The organism is Noviherbaspirillum aridicola (assembly GCF_019656455.1).
GTDB classification, from domain to species: domain Bacteria; phylum Pseudomonadota; class Gammaproteobacteria; order Burkholderiales; family Burkholderiaceae_D; genus Noviherbaspirillum; species Noviherbaspirillum aridicola.
This window is the reverse complement of record NZ_BPMK01000007.1, coordinates 1-16,539: the sequence shown is the minus strand read 5'-3', so window position 1 is coordinate 16,539 and position 16,539 is coordinate 1. Positions and strand designations below refer to the sequence as shown.

Sequence of the window (16,539 nt, the reverse complement as noted above, 5' to 3'; positions counted from 1 at the left end):
TCAGTAATGCGGAGGTTTTTCATTGGCCTGGCCGGGTTCGGCCGCGGCTTCGCGTATTTCACGGATATGGCGCGCCAGCGCGCTGCACAGCGCCTCGAGTTCATCGATCTTCTGCTGCTGACGGAAAACCGTCCGGTTCAGCGTGTCCAGCAGATCGTCCTGGCGCGCCAGCCTGATTTCGATATCGACCAGGCGGTCTTCGTTCATGCTCTGTCCCTCGGCGCTCATCGCGTCACCCATCCGCCGCATACCGGGAAAACCTGTCCGACGAAGCAGTCGGCGGCGTCGCTGCACAGATAGGCGGCGAACTGCGCGTCTTCGCGCTGCGTCACCAGCCGGCCGAGCGGGACTTCACGCTTCAGGCGCTCCTGAAAGGCGGGGAGCGCCTGCACCTCGGGCGGAAAGTAGGTGGGGTTTTCGACGAAGTTCTGCGCGATGGCGTTGACCTGGATGTTGTGCGGCGCCAGCTCCACGCCCGCCGCCTGCGCCCAGGCGAGCTGCGCGCCGCGGGCGGCGCTGTAGGTCGAACAGCGCTTCATGCCGCGCAGGGCGGAAGAGCTGCCCATCACCAGGATCTTGCCCGACTTGCGGGTCATCATGGCCGGCGCGACGGCGCGCGCCAGTCGGGGCAGCGGATCGACCATGTGGGCGAATGCGTTGCGCCATTCCTCCTCGCCGACCTCCGCCACCGCCGTGGTCGGCGCGGGGATGGCCAGGTTGGCGACCAGTACATCGATCTCGCCGGCGGCGCGGACGACCGCGGCCGGCAGATCGGGGTCGAGCAAGGGGCGCACGTCGGCGATGACGTCGGCGCCGAGTTCGCCCAGCGTCTTGCACAGGGCCGGGCCCATGAAATCCGCCGCCTGGGTCACCAGGATGCGCTTGCCGCTCAGATCAATAGCCATCAGTTCTCCTTCCTTGATTGGTCCCCGGGGAACAGTTCATAAGCAATGTCGCGGATTCCGCCCTGCCACACGCAGTGCCAGGCATCGTCGTCGTACCAGCCGGCTTCCGCCTGCAGCGGTATGCGCAGGCCGGCCACCTGCTGCCAGTTGCCGAAGCGCCCTTCCCATGCCTGCGACACAAAGCCCTCGCGCGTGCTGCGCCAGCGCGCGGGCGCATAGACGGAGGCGATGTCGCCGTCGTCATTGAAACGGAATTCGAGCGCGACGACCGTGCCGCGGTCCTCCAGCGTCGCCAGCGCCCGATGCGCGTCGAGCGCCTGCCACCGCACGCCGGCTTCGGGCAGCAGTCCGGCGGGATACCAGGCGGCCTCGGCCAGATAACGCTGCAGCGCGGCGCTGTTCATCTCGGGACAGGGTCCGCGTTCCTGCAGCTGGAAGGCGGCCTGCAGCGCAAGGCGTCCGGTCCCCTCCCCCTGCATGTACGCATCGCTGATCTGGAGGCCGAGCGGTCCGGCAAGCGCCATGCGCGCGTGCCAGAGAAAGCCGGGCGCCCAGGGCGTGCTGACCTGCCAGGCCTCGAAAGGCAGCCAGCGCGGACTGTCGGGCGCGATGCGCAGCCGTCCGTGCTGGCGGAACCGGGCCACGCGCGGCAGCGGGCGTCCCGCGGGCAGCGCGCGAGCGAGATAGCGCGCCGCCGGGGGCGGCAGGCCGTCGAGCAGCGCCGGCGTGAATACCGTCCGTGCCGGCTGGCGGAGTCCGTCCAGCAGCCGCCGCTCGGCCTCCTTCGCCATGCGCGCCTGCTGCGCGCCGCCGCTGCGCATTGCCGCCGCAAGACCGGCGAAGAACAGGCCCGCGCCCGCCAGGCGCCAATTTGCCCACGCCGCCATGCCTCCCCTTTCCGTCTCGCGATTGAACGAACGGCTATTGTACGGCCTCCCCGCCGCCGGCCGCGCTTGCCTGTTTTCAAGCGCTGTGCGGGAAGCGGCGCTGCAGTATGATGAACGCCTGCCCACCTCCCTCTCCGATGCCATGCGCTCGACCAAGGCCAGCTCCGCCATCGCCCGTCTCAATGAACGCGATACCGATTACCGCTATTCGCTCGGCATCAATGCCAGCGGCATGTTCTACCTGCTGCGGGCCGCACCGGGCGGCAAGCCGGAGCGCGTCAGCCCCGACCTGCCGCTGGATGAATTCGTGGAACTGGTGAAGAAGACCGGGCCGCAGAAGAAGGTGCGGGTCAGCAAGCTGGATGAGGCGTTCGAGAAACAGCTCGGCAACCGGGCGCGCGGGGAATAGGCCTTGCCCGAGGGGCAAAAAAAAACGCCGCTCCGTGGAGCGGCGTTTCTGTTTCAGATCCGAAGCGGATCAGAAGCGGTGACGGATACCGACGTTGAAGACCGACGGGTTTTCACCGTTACGGGCAGCGCCGCCTACACGAGCGCGGTCGTCATTGCTGACGCGTGCATAGGAAGTGTACAGATTGGTACGCTTGGATAGGGCGTGGATGTAGCCGATTGCAAACTGATCCGCGTCACGATCGGCGCCGATGTCGTCGCTGCGACGGGTGTAGGACGCCAGGACCGTACCTGCCGCGCCCACGGGTGCACTTACACCTATCATCATGTCGTCCCGATCCACAGTATCGACCGCACCGTCATCGGCCTTGGTGCGCTCCCAAGCTGCATGCAGCTTCGCGACACGGAAGTCGAACGTGGCGCCGAGCATGGTGCTCTTGGAATCGCCCGCGTCAACGTCTGCAGTATCGGAAAGATCCTGGTTGTGATGTGCCAGTACGACGTTCAGCGGACCGGCCGCATAGCCAATAGACAAGCCGACCTGACGGCTCGCGGAGGTGTCACCGGCGATCTCGCCGAAGCTGTATGCGACCTGGCCGCTTAGGCCGCCGAAGTTCGGCGACGTGTAGTTGATGGTGTTATCGGCCCGCTCGCCGTAGACATTGAAGAAGCGGCTGGCGTTGCCCGCCAGGCCGAGACCGAACGGGTCGACACTTTCTACTGCGACCCGGATCGGGTTGTACTGACGTCCCAGCTTGAGCTCGCCGAAGCCGCCTGACAAACCAACGAAAGCCTGACGTCCGAACAGGACGTCGTCGCCGTCGGCATTCTGGGTCATTCGGCCGTTATCGACCGTGAATCCGTTTTCCAGAACGAAGATTGCCTTCATACCGCCACCAAGGTCTTCGGTTCCACGAAAGCCGATCCGGCTGCCAGACTGGCCGCCGCTCTGCAGGCCATAAGTCGTCTCATCACCGTTGTCAATGCGGCTGATGCCTGCGTCGACGATACCGTAGATGGTGACATTCGTTTGTGCTTGGGCGCCAGCGGCACTCAGAGCGGCGACGGCTGCGGCCGCCAGTAGCGTTTTTTTCATTGTGATCCCCTAGGATGATTCATCTGAAGGTGCGCGCAGCGCATCGCATGCATTTGCGCGCCGTGGCGCTCGTGTTGGCGCCGCGGGTTGCCGCACCGGAGTGATGCGGACAAACGCGACGGATTGTATGTTCGGCAAATGACGGTTTCATTACACAAACACCTGGCTGTCACATGTCCGCAACTTAGCGCCAGTGCGTATTGACGGATGCCGAGCGGGGATTGCTGCCTTGCTAAACGGCCTTCGGCCTGGACAGCAGCGCCTTGAGATTCGCCAGCCGGTCCTGCGGCGTCAGCACTTCCTCTTCCTTCGGTACCGCGTCGCCTTCGTCGAGCTTCATCTCCTTGATGAAGCGGGAGGGATCGCAGTTGACGGTTTCCCTGGCCCGCTTGCGGCGCTTGCACCAGGTGATGTGCAGGCTGCGCTGGGCGCGGGTAATGCCGACGTACATCAGGCGGCGCTCTTCCTCGATGCGGGCGGCCAGGGTGTCGGCGGGTGCGTCGGGATCGCCCTTGTGCGGCAGGATGCCTTCTTCCACGCCGACCAGGAAGACGTGCGGGAATTCCAGGCCCTTGGACGCGTGCAGCGTCGACATGCGCACCGCGTCGGGCTCTTCATCCTTCCCTTCCAGCATGGTCATCAGCGCCACCATCTGGGTCAGCTCGAGCAGGCTGCGCTCGTCGGCGCTGCCGTCCTTGCCGCCGGTTCCCTTTTCCTTGAGCCAGCTGGTGAAGTCGAGCACGTTCTGCCACTTGGCCTGCGCGGCGCGCTCCTCGAAGGTGTCGTACAGGTAGCCTTCGTAGTTAATCTCTTTCATCATCTCGTCGAGCAGCGACGCGGCATCCTCGCCGCGCCTGGATGCGCGCGCCTCGAGTCCGTTGATGAAGTGGCAGAACTCGCGCAGCGGGGTCAGCTGCCGGTCGGCGAGTTTCGCCTCGATGCCGCCCTTGAACACGGCCTCGAACAGCGAACACTGCCACTGCCCGGCGAAGGCGCCGAGCGCTTCCAGCGTGGACTGGCCGACGCCGCGCTTTGGGGTGGTGACGGCGCGGATGAAGGCGGGATCGTCGTCGCCGTTGGCGACCAGGCGCAGGTAAGCGACGATGTCCTTGATCTCGGCACGGTCGAAGAAGCTCTGGCCGCCGGAGATGGTGTAGGGAATGCGTTCCTTGCGCAGCGCCTGCTCGATCACGCGCGCCTGGTGATTGCCGCGATAGAGCACCGCATAGTCGGAAAACTTCGCGCGCCGCTCGAACTTGTGGGCGGAGATCATGATCGCCACCTGCTCGGCTTCCTGTTCGTCGTCCTGCATCGCCAGCACCTTGACCGGGTCGCCGAGGCCGTGTTCCGACCACAGCTGCTTTTCGAAGAGCTTGGGATTGTTGCCGATGACCGCGTTGGCGGCCTGCAGGATGCGGGTGCTGGAGCGGTAGTTCTGTTCCAGCTTGATCACCTTCAGATCGGGGAAGTCGACCTGCAGCTGCTTGAGGTTTTCGATGGTGGCGCCGCGCCATGCGTAGATCGCCTGGTCGTCGTCACCGACCGCCGTGAACAGCGGTTTCTTGCCGAGGCCGGTGACCAGCAGCTTCACCAGTTCGTACTGGCAGGTGTTCGTATCCTGGTATTCGTCCACCAGCAGATAGCGCAGCTTGCGCTGCCAGCGGTCGCGCACTTCTTCCTTGTTGCGGAAGAGTTCGACCGGCAGCCGGATCAGATCGTCGAAGTCCACCGCCTGGTACGAGGACAGCGTGGCGAGATAGTTGCGGTAGATGCGAGCGGCCTGCGCCTCGTCCTCGGTGCGCGCGAGTCTGACCGCCTGCTCAGGATCGACCAGCCCGTTCTTCCACAGCGAGATCGCGGTCTGGATGCGCCGGATCTCCTGCTTGTCGGTGGTGCAGGCGAGATCCTGCACGAGCGAGAAGCAGTCGTCGCTGTCCATGATGGAAAAGCGGTCCTTGAGCCCGAGCTCCTTGGCCTCGCGCCTCAGGATCTGCACGCCGAGCGAATGGAAGGTGCAGACGGTGAGCTGCCTGGCCTGCTTCGGCTCCCTGAGCAGTTTGGCGATACGCTCCTGCATTTCCAGCGCCGCCTTGTTGGTGAAGGTGACGGCCGCGATGTTGCGCGGGTCGTAGCCGCAGGTTTCGATCAGGTGCGCGATCTTGGTGGTGATCACCTTGGTCTTGCCCGAACCGGCGCCGGCCAGCACCAGGCAGGGACCGTCGAGATAATTCACCGCCTCGCGCTGCGGCTTGTTCAATCCCTGTGCGGCGGGATGGGGAGCGTGTGACATGCGTTGGAGAGGCTGGCGGAAAAGCGCTTGATTGTAGCAGCGGGACCCGCTGCGATGCCGCCGGTTGTGCGGGGGAGACAGATGTGCAAGGAAGACAACTCTTGCGCTTGCGGGTCCTGCGTAATCTCCGCAAAAAATGCGGAGAATAAGACGCGATTCACCGCAAGCCGAACATCGCCTGCCCGTTGCCGTAGGCGATCTTGCGGGCGGCCTCAGGCGGCAGCTGGGCCAGAATGCGGCGGTAGCCGGCGATGATTTCCTCTACCTGCCCCCAGCGCGGCGTGATCCAGGTGTCGGTGCCGAGCAGGAAGCGGTCGGGGTATTTGAGCAAGAGCTGCTTCCAGCGCGGGTTGAGCACGCCATCCTGTTCGAGATCGCCTCGGTAGGACAGCTCGCCGACGATGTTCGGATATTGCTCGAACATCTGCTCCACCTTGTCGAGGGACGTGCTCATGCCGGTATGCGCCCAGATCAGCCGGACGCCGGGGGCATGGCGCAGAATCCGTTCCACCGCGTCTTCATCCGCGTGCGCGTGCAGCCACAGGCCGCGGTCCTTCGCCAGGCGCGCGATCTTCGCCATGTAGGGCGCGTCGGCGTCGGCGCCGAAGATGTGGAATTCGCCGATGCCGCGATAGATGCCGCGCCTGAGTTCCTGCTCGACATATTGCTCGACCTCCCGGTTGTTGCCGAACCAGTCGTAGCGGTCGGGCTGCCTGAGATAGGGCCGCAGGAAGGGCACGATCGGGATGTCGGGCGCCTTCAGTGCCATCAGGTCGAGCGTGCCGTCATTGGGCCGGCTCGTCGCCAGCACCGCGCCGATGTCGACCTTGCGCCACAGATCGAGAACCTGCGGCGGGCTGATCACGCTCCTCGCTTCGACGTTGTAGTGCATGTGGGCGTCGAAGATCGGCGCCAGCTGCGTGGCGTGGGCGGCGAGCGGCAACAGCAGGGCCAGCAGCGAGGCGGCGGCGCGCGGGAGGGCGGACATGCGGGTCTCCTGACGGACGGAAAGCCCCATTTTGCCAAAGCCCGGCGAACTGCGGTAACCGGGGCCGGTCTGCGCTACACTGCCCGATTGTCTTTCCCGCTTCACCCATCATGAAATTTGCCCACCTGGTCGAAATCAACGACCCGCTCAATCCCCTGATCGAACGACTCTCGCGCACCCAGCTGTGGCGCGGCCTGGTGCGCCGGGCCGAGACGCCGACGGCCTTCGTTCCCTGGCTGAATACCTGTCGCATCCTGGAAAAGTCGGAGCACAGGATCAGCCGCGAACTGCATTACGGCGATCTCGTCGTGCGCGACACGGTCACCTTCATTCCGCAACGCCAGGTGATCTACAACGTGCCGGCGCAGGAGAGCATTCCGGCATCGACGCTGACGATGACGATCGAGGAGCCGGAGCCGGAGATATTTTTCGTGCGCTTCGAATACGACGACGGCGCCAGCGAAGCAGCCGACAATGCGGAGGCCTTCTACAACGACTTCCGCAAATCGGCGTACACCGAGTCGGACATCGATACCATCCGCACCATCCGCGAACTGGCGGAGCTCGGCCAGCTCGGCTGAAAAAAAAGCCCCGCCGTGGCGGGGCATTCCTCATCGGGATCCGATGATCAATGGCGGGCGCGGCCCGAGACCTTTTCCGCGCCGTAGCGCACCGCGTCCTTCACCTTGTCCCAGGTGCTCTCGGGATGGCTGGACTCCCAGCTGCGGCGCATTTCAGGCTCGGCGTCTTCCCAGCGGTAGTTGCTGAAGCGCGAGCTGCCGGCCATGGTGGAGCCATGGCGATAGGCGGCATCGTAGTCTTCATAGCGGCCGCCGCTGCTGCCGTAGGCCTGCTGCCAGTGGGTGCGATAGTCGCTGTCGTCCGAGGTCGCCATGGTGTCGGCGAAATCGGTGTTGCGGGTGGCGCCCGACGCGCCCAGCTGCTCGACCTCGACGTCGGTGCGGCGCACGGTGTCGTTGATGTTGGCGGTCTCCTGGGTGACTTCCTTGCCGACCACCACTTCCTCGACCACGCGCGCGGTCTTCGATACCACCGGCTCCTCGGCCGTCTCGCGCAGCTCGACCGAACCTTCCTTGAAGGCGGCGATGTCGGCCTCGCTCGCCGGCTGATTCACCGGATGGCGCTCGACGTGCACGTGCTCTTCCCGCAGGGTCACGCTTTCATTGACCGGCGTCTCGCGGATGCGCGAATAGATGCGCACGCCGCCGCGCTGCACTTCGCGCTTGCCGACGCGCAGCTCTTCCTCGACGATCGGGATGCGCTGCTCGTTGGTCATGCCGGTGCCGGTCCCGGTGGCGCCCGCCACGCCGGCGGTTCCCGACGCCATGGCGGCGGAGCCGACGCCCGAGGTGGTGGTGCCGGTGCGGCCCATGCCGTAGGCGGTGCGGTCCTTTTCGATTTCGCTGTCGCTCAGCATCGGCGCGGAATCGTCATAGCCGCTCCAGCCCTGGGTGCGCCAGTGCGAGGAACGCTCGTCGATGTCGACCGGGTCATAGCGGTTCATGATTTCGGTGGCGCGGTCGAGCAGATCGTCGCTCGCCGCATTCACGGTGAGCACGCAGCTGCCGCGGCGCACCGCTTCCGAATAGACGTCGCGCGTGTCGCGCTCGTCATCCATGCCGAACAGGGAGCGGAAGAAATTGCCGATGCCGGAACCTCCGCCGGCATCGCTGCTGTTGCTGCCGGTCGCGCGTTCGGTATCAGGGCTGAGCTGCACGTCGGACCGGGAGAAGCCCGCGGACAGCAGTTCATTCATCGCATTCTGGGCCTGGGCATAACTGTCGTACACACCAACTACGGTATTTTCCATGATCAGTTCTCCATCAAAATGTTGATACTCGAAACAGCCGTGCCGTTCCAAGGGGTCGGGCCATGCAGGCACAAGCCGTGCCTGGCCGTCTTGCCTACTCGAAGCGCTCGACCTTCACCTGCTCCGATCGCAGCGTCACCTTCTGCGGCGCATGCACTTCGCGCTGCCGGCGGGTGACGCGCACTTCCTCCTTGAGCATCAGCTGCTTCTGCACGACGAGCACTTCCTCGAACACGGGCAGCACCAGGGTCTCGCCTTCATAGCGCGTCAGCGGTACTTCATCCTCCTTTACCATGCGGCCCACGGGCACGTGCTCCACCACCAGCTCGTCGTGCAGCAGCGGCTGGTCGATCAGCTCCTCGCGCTGCTCCACGCTCTTGTGCAGCCGGACGCCGCGGCCGGTGTCGACGCGGCGCTTGTCGACATGCAGTTCTTCCTGGATCACCGGAATGCGCATGTGCGCGGTCGTCCCCTGGAAGGTGAAAGGAAGCAGATAGCTGCCGTCGTCCTGGCGCACGAGCAGATTCGCCGGGACCAGCACCCGCCTGCCGTCCTCGAGCTGCACCATCGCCTGTTGCGCGCCGTTGTCGCCGGCATGTAGTGAAACGATCGATGCCGCGTTGCCGCTGGCATCCTGTACGCGCGCATGCAGCGCGCCGGCGGAGGAAGAGGCGCCGTCGCCCCTGGTAATGTCGCTCATGGCTGCTCTGTCGTCGGGTCGAAGGGACCGCGGTCGCATGCAAGTTGCGGGCCGGTGCGCAGCGGGGGACGCGCGCCACGCGGGCGTGCATCGCGCGCCCGTTTTTACAGGCGTGCAGAAAAATTTACATTGGCGCCCGGCAAGATGCGAAAAGAACTAATTTCGGGACACGCGCCTCTCACTCATGTTCACTTTGTCCACGAGGAGCCAGCCATGACAACGATTATTGCGGGCAGATTTCAGGAGCAGGCCGAAGCGCAGGGAACGATAGAGGAGTTGCTGCGCGCAGGCTTCGCTCGCGAGCATGTCTCCACTTTCTATTGCAACCCGCCGGGGCAGCACGGCACCTACGCGCTGGGCGGCGATGCCGACAAGTCGCAGGGTGCGAAGGAGTCCGACAAGGGCGTGGCCAAGGGAGCGGCCGCGGGCGCCGCGGTCGGCCTGGCGGCGGCACCGGTTCTCGGCCCGATCGGCGCGGTCACGGGGGGACTCGTCGGTGCGCACATCGGCGGCACCATGGGTGCGATGTCCGAGATGAAGGAGCGCGGCGAGACCAGCGAGGAAGACCAGGCCAATGCAGTGGGCGAACGCCGGGCGGGGATGATGGTGGCGGTACGCGTGAGCGACCAGGATTTCGAGGACCGCGCCGTCAACGTGCTGCGCTCGCTCGGCGCCGCCGACATCGAACGCGCCGAGGGCACGATAGAGAATGGCGACTGGGTGGATTTCGATCCGCTCGCGCCGCCGACGCTGGTGCAGCATGCGCGCGCCGGCCACCCGGGCCAGGCGCCGCAGCGCCGCCTCTGAGCGTACCCGCGCGGGCGTCATCCGCCCGCCCGGGCCTCAGCCGTCGATGTGCGCGATCAGCGGCAGGTGATCGGAAGCCAGGCGCGCGAGTCTGGAGTCGTGCACCTGCACATGCACCAAGCGGTTGCGGGGGCGGATCCAGATGCGGTCGAGTGCGAACAGCGGCCGGCGCGAGGGAAAGGTGCGCGGCGCCGGCACCGCCTGAAAGTGCGATACCAGCCAGCGCAATGAGCGCCCCCAGACGAACCACTCGTTGATATCCCCCATCAGGATCACCGGCATTTCCTCGGTATCGAAAACCTGCAGCAGGCGCCGAATCTGGTCGCGCCTTTCCGCGGGACGCAGACCGAGGTGGGTGGCGATCACCCTGAGCATGTGGCCGTGGCAGTTGATGTCGGCGTCGAGCGCGCCGCGCGGTTCGCGGCTGCCGAAGGACAGGTCGATGGTGCGCATCGACAGGATGGGATAGCGGGTGAGCACCGCGTTGCCGTAGCGCCGCTCGGGGCGGATGCAGGCCGGGCCCTCGGCCGCGTGGAAGCCGGTGGCTTCCTGCAGCATGGTCAGCACGTTGGGCGTGCGGCTGCCGCCGAGCGGCACTTCCTGCAGCGCGATGATGTCGGCGTCGAGCTCCTGCAGCACGCCGGCCACCCGCTCGGGCGCGAAGCGCCCGTCGGTGCCGACGGCGGCATGGATGTTGTAGGTGGCAATGGTCACCGGCCAGGGATTGAGATCCGGCGCGGCCTGCCGTATCGGGACTGCGGTCGCTGTCAGGTCATCCATGCGCGGCGATATCCTCTTTTCGTTTCAACAGTTTCTGCAGGCCGATCGCGATCGAGATGATGAGCGCGGCCAGCGTGACCAGCACGGCGATCGTGCCGGGGCTCGGATTGCGCACCGCCTCGGCGAGGTGATGCACGAAGGTCACGGTCATCGTGATCCCGGGCAGCATGCCGAACAGGGTGCCGATCAGGTAGTCGCGAAAGCGGATGTGCGATGCCCCCGCCACCACGTTGACCACGGTGAAGGGGGCGATCGGCAGCATGCGCACCACCACCATGGCGACGATGCCCTGCCTGGCAAGCCGCTGGCTGAGGCGGTTGATGCGCGGGCCGAGCATCTTCTGCACGGTCTCGCGACCCAGCCAGTGGCCGATGCCGTAGGCGCAGGCGGCCGACAGCAGCGTGCCGGTCAGCGCATAGGCGGTGCCGAGCAAGGGGCCGAACACGATGCCCGTCACCGCGATGAGCAGCATCACCGGCACCATCGCGATGCCCGCGAGCACGTAGCCGCCGACGACCGCCAGCGGCGTGAAGGGCAAGGCATCGAGTTCGCGCGCCACGCCGACCAGGGCGGCGAGATTGACGTAGTCGCCGAGCGGTGTCCAGCGCCAGGCCACGGCCAGCAGCGCCAGCGCCACCGCCAGCAGGCCGATGCCGGCCAGGCGCCGCGGCACCGGCTTGCGCGCCTCGCGCGGCACGAATTCCTTGGCCAGTTCGTCCGGCTTGATGGGTTTCTCCGGATCGAAGATCGCCTGTTCGGGGATCAGGGAATCGAGTTCGGGCGTCGTGCTCGGCTCCATGACGCGCAGGCTGCGCTCGGACAGCTGCAGTGCCGCCACGGCGGCCTGCAATCCGCCATGGGCGGCGATGGCCTCCTGCACGCGTGCCGGCGCGGTGTCGAGGTGTTCCGCCAGCAGACGGTTGCGCATCGACGCGATGGCGCGGCGGATGCGGTCGTCGCCGCGCGCCTCGATGGTGAGATTGCATTCGGTGTCCAGCGCCATCGACCGGCTGCTCAGATTGGCCGAGCCGATCGACAGCATGTCGTCGTCGACGGTGAATACCTTGCTGTGCACGTTCAGGCACTGCGGGCCGAGGCCGGGTATGTGCGGGCAGTACATGCGGTAGCGGTCATGCACGTCGGCGCTCTTGAGCCGCTTGTGCACCCGCGCGCGCAGCACGCCCATGGTCGCCTGCTCCAGCCAGCCGCTCTGCGTCTGCGGCGAGATGACCATCACCTCGGGTCCCTGCGGTTCCTGCAGGCGCGTGCCGAGCGCGTCGGCGATCATGCCGGAGGTGAAGTACTGGTTCTCGAAGAACAGTGCGCGCCGCGCGGCGGCGATGGCATCGAGGTGCAACTGCCGGACTTCGTGCACGCCGGCACGGCCTTCGAATTCCGGCTCGGTGCGCGAGATGCCGACATCCACGTCGGTGAGGTCGGGCTGCACGCAGTCCGGCCATGGATCTTCGGTCGCTGTCGCCGGTGCGATTGCCGCGCCGCCGCCCGAACGCTGCCAGCGTATGCGGGCGAGTTCGCCGAGCGCGCGCGCGGCGGGGCCGTCGACGATGGCCTGCACGTCGTGAAAGGGAGCATAGGGCTTGCCGTCGGCGTCGCAGCGCAGCGGATTGCCGCACTCGTGCGCGGGACTGTCCCAGCGGCAGCGGGTGAGATCGAGTCCGCCGACGAAGGCGACGGCGTCGTCCACCACCACGATCTTCTGATGATGGGAGCCGCCGATCGGATGGTGTGCGTCCATGCGGAAGGCGAGCCGGCGATGGGTGCGCCAGTCCAGCTTGTAGACCGGCAACCATTCCCGCTCCAGCGCGTACAGCATCGCGAAGTCCCAGTTCAGCACGTAGGCGCGCAGGCTGGGACGCGACGACACCACCGCGTGCAGAAAGTCGCCGAGCGGCTCCGGGTAGCCGTCGTTCGCACCGCCCGGCACCAGGCGCATGCGGCTGTCGATGTCCCAGCTCAGGATGAAGACGCTGTGGCGGGCCTTGAGAATGGCCGCGCGCACCGCGCGGAAATAATCATCGGCATCGACCAGCATCCCGAAGCGGCCCGCCCTGGCGATGCGCCAGCAATTGTGACCGGGCCGGAGCAGGCCCGGATGATCGGAAGTTTGAAGTTGGGCAGCGGGCGTTGACATGCACTGTCGATTGGAAATTTTTCACTATTCCTTTCGACGCCCGCCCCCTGCGTTAGTTTCTGCGGTCGTTGCCCCGGGTGCGTCAGCGCATCAGCGCGTACTCGCCGCCGCGTTCCAGCGCCCGCCGGTAGGCCGGGCGGGCATGGATGCGCTGGAGGAACGCGGCCAGGCGCGGGTACCTTGCATCCAGGCCGGCACGGGCGGCGGCGGCCTCGAGCGGAAAGCTCATCTGCACATCGGCGGCGCTGAATTCCGCGCCGGCGAACCAGTCGCGCGAGGCGAGTTCGGACTCCAGGAAAACCAGGTGCTGGTCGATCTGCGGCTGCACGAAGGAGGACTTGGCGCGGCGCGCGATGGCGCGCGCCACCGGTTTCACGAAGAAGGGCAGCGGGCCGTTTTCGATGCGGTCGAACACCAGCTTGAGCAGCAGCGGCGGCATCGCCGAGCCTTCCGCATAGTGCAGGAAATAGGTGTAGCGCAATCGGTCAGGACTGTCCTGCGGCGGCGCCAGGCGCCCATTGCCGTAGCGCCCCACCAGGTATTCGACGATCGCGCCCGACTCGGCCACCGTCAGCCCGTCGTCCGTCAGCACCGGCGACTTGCCCAGCGGGTGGACCTTGCGCAGCGCCGGCGGCGCCAGCATGGTGCGGGCATCACGCTCGTAGCGCTTCACTTCATACTCGAGGCCGAGTTCCTCGAGCAGCCAGAGCACGCGCTGGGACCGGGAATTGTTGAGATGATGGACGATGATCACGGCTGTCTCCGTTGTGGATGTGGGCGGGCATTCAGGCGGCAAGCATAAGCGTTCATCGGCGCGCGGTGTCAGATGTCCACCGGATCGACTTCCAGCGACCAGCGCGCCCGGGTTTTCATCGCGCGCAGCGCGGCCATCCAGCTTTTCAGGAAGGCCTGCAGCGCGGGGCGCGATGCCGATTCGATGAGCAGCTGCGCGCGCTCGACGTTGGCCACGCGCGTGATCGTCATCGGGATCGGATCGTTGATGACGATCGCGGGGTGCGGCTGCAGGCCCGCGGCCTGCTGCAGGAAGTCGAGCGCGGTCTGCAGCTCGCGCGCCTCGGCCCGCAGCAGCGCCTGGTACATGAAGGGCGGCACGCCCGCCTGCTGCCGCTCCTCCAGCAGTCCGTTGGCGAAGCTGTCGTAGTCGTGCCGCATCAGGGCGCCGTACAGCGGATGGGTCGGGTAGCGGGTCTGGATCAGCACCTCGCTCGCGTTGCCGCCCTCCTTGCGGCCCGCGCGGCCGGCGCGGCCGGCGACCTGCATCAGCTGCGCGAACAGGCGCTCGCTGGCGCGATAGTCGTGCGAGAACAGCGAGGTGTCCGGGTTGAGCACGCCCACCAGGGTGAGGTTGCGGAAGTCGTGCCCCTTGGCCACCATCTGCGTGCCGATCAGGATGTCGACCTCGCCGCGGTGCACGCTCTCGAAGGCCGCCTGCGCGCTGCCCTTGAGACGGGTGGAGTCGGCGTCGATGCGCATGATGCGCGCCTGCGGGAATATCTGCTGCAAGCCTTCCTCGATGCGCTGGGTGCCGCGCCCGAGAGGCTGCAGGTCGACGTTGCCGCAGGTCGGACAGGACTTGGGAATGCGCAGCTCGAGGCTGCAATGGTGGCAGCGCATCCGGTGCTCCGGCTTGTGCAGCACCATGAAGGCGGTGCAGCGCGGACAGTTGCCGATCCAGCCGCAGGCATCGCATGCCAGTACCGGGGCGTAGCCGCGCCGGTTCAGATAGAGCAGCGACTGCTCGCCGCGCTCGAGCCGCAGCTTCATCGCGCTGACCAGGGTGGAGGTGAGGCCCTGCCCCGGGCGGTCGCGCTCCATGTCGATCAGCCGCACCTTCGGCAGCACCGCGTCGCGGCTGGCGCGCTCCCGCAGCTCCAGGCGCCGGTAGCGGCCGGACAATGCGTGCTGCCAGGTCTCGAGCGACGGCGTGGCCGAACCGAGCACGATGGGAATGCCGAGCTGTCGCGCGCGCCACACCGCGAGGTCGCGCGCGGAGTAGCGCAGGCCTTCCTGCTGCTTGTAGGACGGGTCGTGCTCCTCGTCCACAATGATCAGGCCGAGATGCGGCAGCGACGCCAGGATCGCCAGCCGTGTGCCGAGCACGATGCGGGCGCGGCCGAGATGGGCGGCGAGCCAGTTCAGGCCGCGCTCGCCTTCGGCCAGGCCGCTGTGCAGGGTGGCGACATCGGCGCCGGGAAAGCGGGCGCGGATGTTCTGCTCGAGCTGAGGCGTGAGATTGATCTCGGGGACCATGATCAGGACCTGGGCCTGCGCGTCGCGCGCCAGCACGCGTGCCGCCGCCTTCAGGTACACCTCGGTCTTGCCGCTGCCGGTGACGCCGTACAGCAGCAGCGGCGCGAAGCCCTGCGCCTCGCTGATGGCATCGGCGGCCTGCTGCTGGGCGGCGTTGAGCACCGGCGCGTCGGCGGGAGTGGCGTCGCCGGCGGGCGCGAGCTTGTCCAGCTTTTTCAGTGCGCGGTCGAGGGCGACGGTCTTCGCCGCGCGCAGATTCTTCGGCAGTGCCGGCACCGCCACCTCGCCGAGAGGACGCTGGTAGTAGTCCGCCGCGAACGCGCACAGCTCGATCCAGCGCGCCGCCAGCGGCGGCAGCTGGAGGCGCACCGCCAGCGCGTCCTTGAGCTTGTCGGCCGGGACCTCGGTCCGTCCCCCGACGGCGACGATCAGCCCGATCTCTTCCCGCCGGCCGAACGGCACCAGCGCGAGCTGCCCCGGCTGGGGATCGCCGCCGCCCTGCCAGCGATAGTCGAAGCAGGTATCGAGGGGCGTGTCGAGGGCGACGGTCAGGTATAACTGTTCCACGACTTAAGAAAGTTCTTCAGTGTTGAAGGTAAATCCCGGTTTCATAAGGGGTTTTTCAGCTATCCACAAAAGCTGTGGATAACTTTGTGAACAAGGCGGGGCGATGTCTCGCCATCCCCTTGCCAGGCGTGGCCCTTCCTTAATTTGATGATCTGACAAGCAGGAAAAGCGCCCTTATAAATCAATGACTTGGAAGAGCTCCCCGGGGACGGCGGAGACATCGGCAAAAAAAGAATGTTGCCTGGCACAATAACGGCGTTGTGCGGCATGTGTGAATAACTGCAGGGAATTCGGCCCGCCGGATGAGTACTGACCTGCATTTTTTTCTTGTCTTTACGTCGTTTTGTCAACTGCCTGCCGTCATCTTCCGGCTTCCTTATTGCCTGCCGCGAACTTCAAGTAATTCATGAAGAAACGCGCTAACTGCCCGCCCCGTAAGCGCTTTTTCGACTATCCACAAAAGCTGTGGATAACTTTGTGGAGAACAGCATCTTGACAGCCCGGGAAGCCAGATTTCATGCGGGTTTCGACAAAATGCCGAATTGAAAAGCAAAAAAACGGCCTTTATAAATCAAGGACTTATAGGGCCACTTTTGATTAGTTCCCGACTTCAAAAAATTTTTTCTGTTGGAAATCCCGGGCGCGCCGACGTGTGAATAAGAGGCTCCGGGTCGGTCCGAGATTGTCACGCGAACGCGTCACGACTGGCCGGATCCGGCCTGGCGCATGCCGCGGCTCATCTCATGCACCGCCTCGACCAGCACCGCGACCGATTCGGGGGGCGTGAACTGCGAAATCCCGTGCCCGAGGTTGAAGACATGGCCGTGGCCGGGCGTGCCGTAGCTGTCGAGCAGCCG

16 protein-coding genes are annotated in these 16,539 nt (G+C 65.9%); 3 read left to right on the top strand and 13 right to left on the bottom strand.

Annotated features, from left to right (window positions below; all coding sequences use genetic code 11):
* The 3 genes from NCCP691_RS08750 to NCCP691_RS08740 are packed head-to-tail and all read right to left on the bottom strand — an operon-like array spanning position 1 to position 1,792.
* The gene (locus NCCP691_RS08750) at positions 1-207 is read right to left on the bottom strand and encodes a SlyX family protein (protein ID WP_220807888.1); all 207 of its coding nucleotides are present in this window, start codon (positions 205-207) and stop codon (positions 1-3) included.
* Between the two features lie 17 nt (positions 208-224).
* On the bottom strand, positions 225-905 hold the full coding sequence (locus tag NCCP691_RS08745) for an SDR family oxidoreductase (protein ID WP_220807887.1): 681 nt from the start codon (positions 903-905) through the stop codon (positions 225-227).
* The gene (locus NCCP691_RS08740) at positions 905-1,792 is read right to left on the bottom strand and encodes a DUF6544 family protein (RefSeq protein WP_220807886.1); all 888 of its coding nucleotides are present in this window, start codon (positions 1,790-1,792) and stop codon (positions 905-907) included. The genes NCCP691_RS08745 and NCCP691_RS08740 overlap by 1 nt, the downstream gene beginning before the upstream one ends.
* 37 nt (positions 1,793-1,829) lie before the next feature.
* Here NCCP691_RS08740 and NCCP691_RS08735 point away from each other — a divergent pair, with 37 nt between their 5' ends.
* Positions 1,830-2,201 carry a hypothetical protein gene (locus NCCP691_RS08735; protein WP_238482376.1) on the top strand — a complete coding sequence of 124 codons (372 nt, stop codon included), beginning with the start codon at positions 1,830-1,832 and terminating at the stop codon, positions 2,199-2,201.
* A 69-nt stretch (positions 2,202-2,270) separates the two neighbouring features.
* Here NCCP691_RS08735 and NCCP691_RS08730 read toward each other — a convergent pair whose 3' ends face one another.
* The 3 genes from NCCP691_RS08730 to NCCP691_RS08720 all read right to left on the bottom strand — a co-directional run bounded on the left by NCCP691_RS08730 (position 2,271) and on the right by NCCP691_RS08720 (position 6,574).
* The gene (locus NCCP691_RS08730) at positions 2,271-3,296 is read right to left on the bottom strand and encodes a porin (protein WP_220807885.1); all 1,026 of its coding nucleotides are present in this window, start codon (positions 3,294-3,296) and stop codon (positions 2,271-2,273) included.
* Positions 3,297-3,528: 232 nt separating this feature from the next.
* The gene (locus NCCP691_RS08725) at positions 3,529-5,586 is read right to left on the bottom strand and encodes a UvrD-helicase domain-containing protein (RefSeq protein WP_220807884.1); all 2,058 of its coding nucleotides are present in this window, start codon (positions 5,584-5,586) and stop codon (positions 3,529-3,531) included.
* 157 nt (positions 5,587-5,743) lie between these two features.
* Complete coding sequence (locus NCCP691_RS08720; protein WP_220807883.1) at positions 5,744-6,574, bottom strand: amidohydrolase family protein; 831 nt, start codon at positions 6,572-6,574, stop codon at positions 5,744-5,746.
* A gap of 110 nt (positions 6,575-6,684) precedes the next feature.
* Here NCCP691_RS08720 and NCCP691_RS08715 point away from each other — a divergent pair, with 110 nt between their 5' ends.
* Entirely contained in the window at positions 6,685-7,155 is a 471-nt protein-coding gene (locus NCCP691_RS08715) for an SRPBCC family protein (RefSeq protein WP_220807882.1), read from the top strand.
* A 47-nt stretch (positions 7,156-7,202) separates the two neighbouring features.
* Here the strand turns inward: NCCP691_RS08715 and NCCP691_RS08710 are convergent, their stop codons facing one another.
* Complete coding sequence (locus NCCP691_RS08710; RefSeq protein ID WP_220807881.1) at positions 7,203-8,405, bottom strand: YsnF/AvaK domain-containing protein; 1,203 nt, start codon at positions 8,403-8,405, stop codon at positions 7,203-7,205.
* Positions 8,406-8,499: 94 nt separating this feature from the next.
* A complete protein-coding gene (locus NCCP691_RS21360; protein ID WP_238482375.1) occupies positions 8,500-9,105 on the bottom strand; it encodes a YsnF/AvaK domain-containing protein in 606 nt (201 codons plus the stop codon).
* A 213-nt stretch (positions 9,106-9,318) separates the two neighbouring features.
* Between NCCP691_RS21360 and NCCP691_RS08700 the strand changes: the two genes are divergently transcribed.
* Positions 9,319-9,912 carry a hypothetical protein gene (locus NCCP691_RS08700; protein WP_220807880.1) on the top strand — a complete coding sequence of 198 codons (594 nt, stop codon included), beginning with the start codon at positions 9,319-9,321 and terminating at the stop codon, positions 9,910-9,912.
* A gap of 36 nt (positions 9,913-9,948) precedes the next feature.
* Here NCCP691_RS08700 and NCCP691_RS08695 read toward each other — a convergent pair whose 3' ends face one another.
* From NCCP691_RS08695 to NCCP691_RS08675, 5 genes are all read right to left on the bottom strand, one after another.
* Positions 9,949-10,692, bottom strand: coding sequence for an endonuclease/exonuclease/phosphatase family protein (locus NCCP691_RS08695; RefSeq protein WP_220807879.1), 744 nt, complete (start codon positions 10,690-10,692; stop codon positions 9,949-9,951).
* Entirely contained in the window at positions 10,685-12,844 is a 2,160-nt protein-coding gene (locus tag NCCP691_RS08690; protein ID WP_220807878.1) for a VTT domain-containing protein, read from the bottom strand. Before NCCP691_RS08690 ends, NCCP691_RS08695 begins: the two co-directional genes overlap by 8 nt.
* Positions 12,845-12,926: 82 nt before the next feature.
* Positions 12,927-13,598: a glutathione S-transferase gene (locus NCCP691_RS08685; RefSeq protein WP_220807877.1), complete on the bottom strand. Its 672-nt coding sequence runs from the start codon at positions 13,596-13,598 to the stop codon at positions 12,927-12,929.
* A 68-nt stretch (positions 13,599-13,666) separates the two neighbouring features.
* Positions 13,667-15,682: a primosomal protein N' gene (locus NCCP691_RS08680; RefSeq protein ID WP_220807876.1), complete on the bottom strand. Its 2,016-nt coding sequence runs from the start codon at positions 15,680-15,682 to the stop codon at positions 13,667-13,669.
* 698 nt (positions 15,683-16,380) lie between these two features.
* Positions 16,381-16,539 (bottom strand): uroporphyrinogen decarboxylase family protein (locus tag NCCP691_RS08675; protein WP_274387233.1); only part of this gene is annotated, 159 nt, incomplete at its 5' end.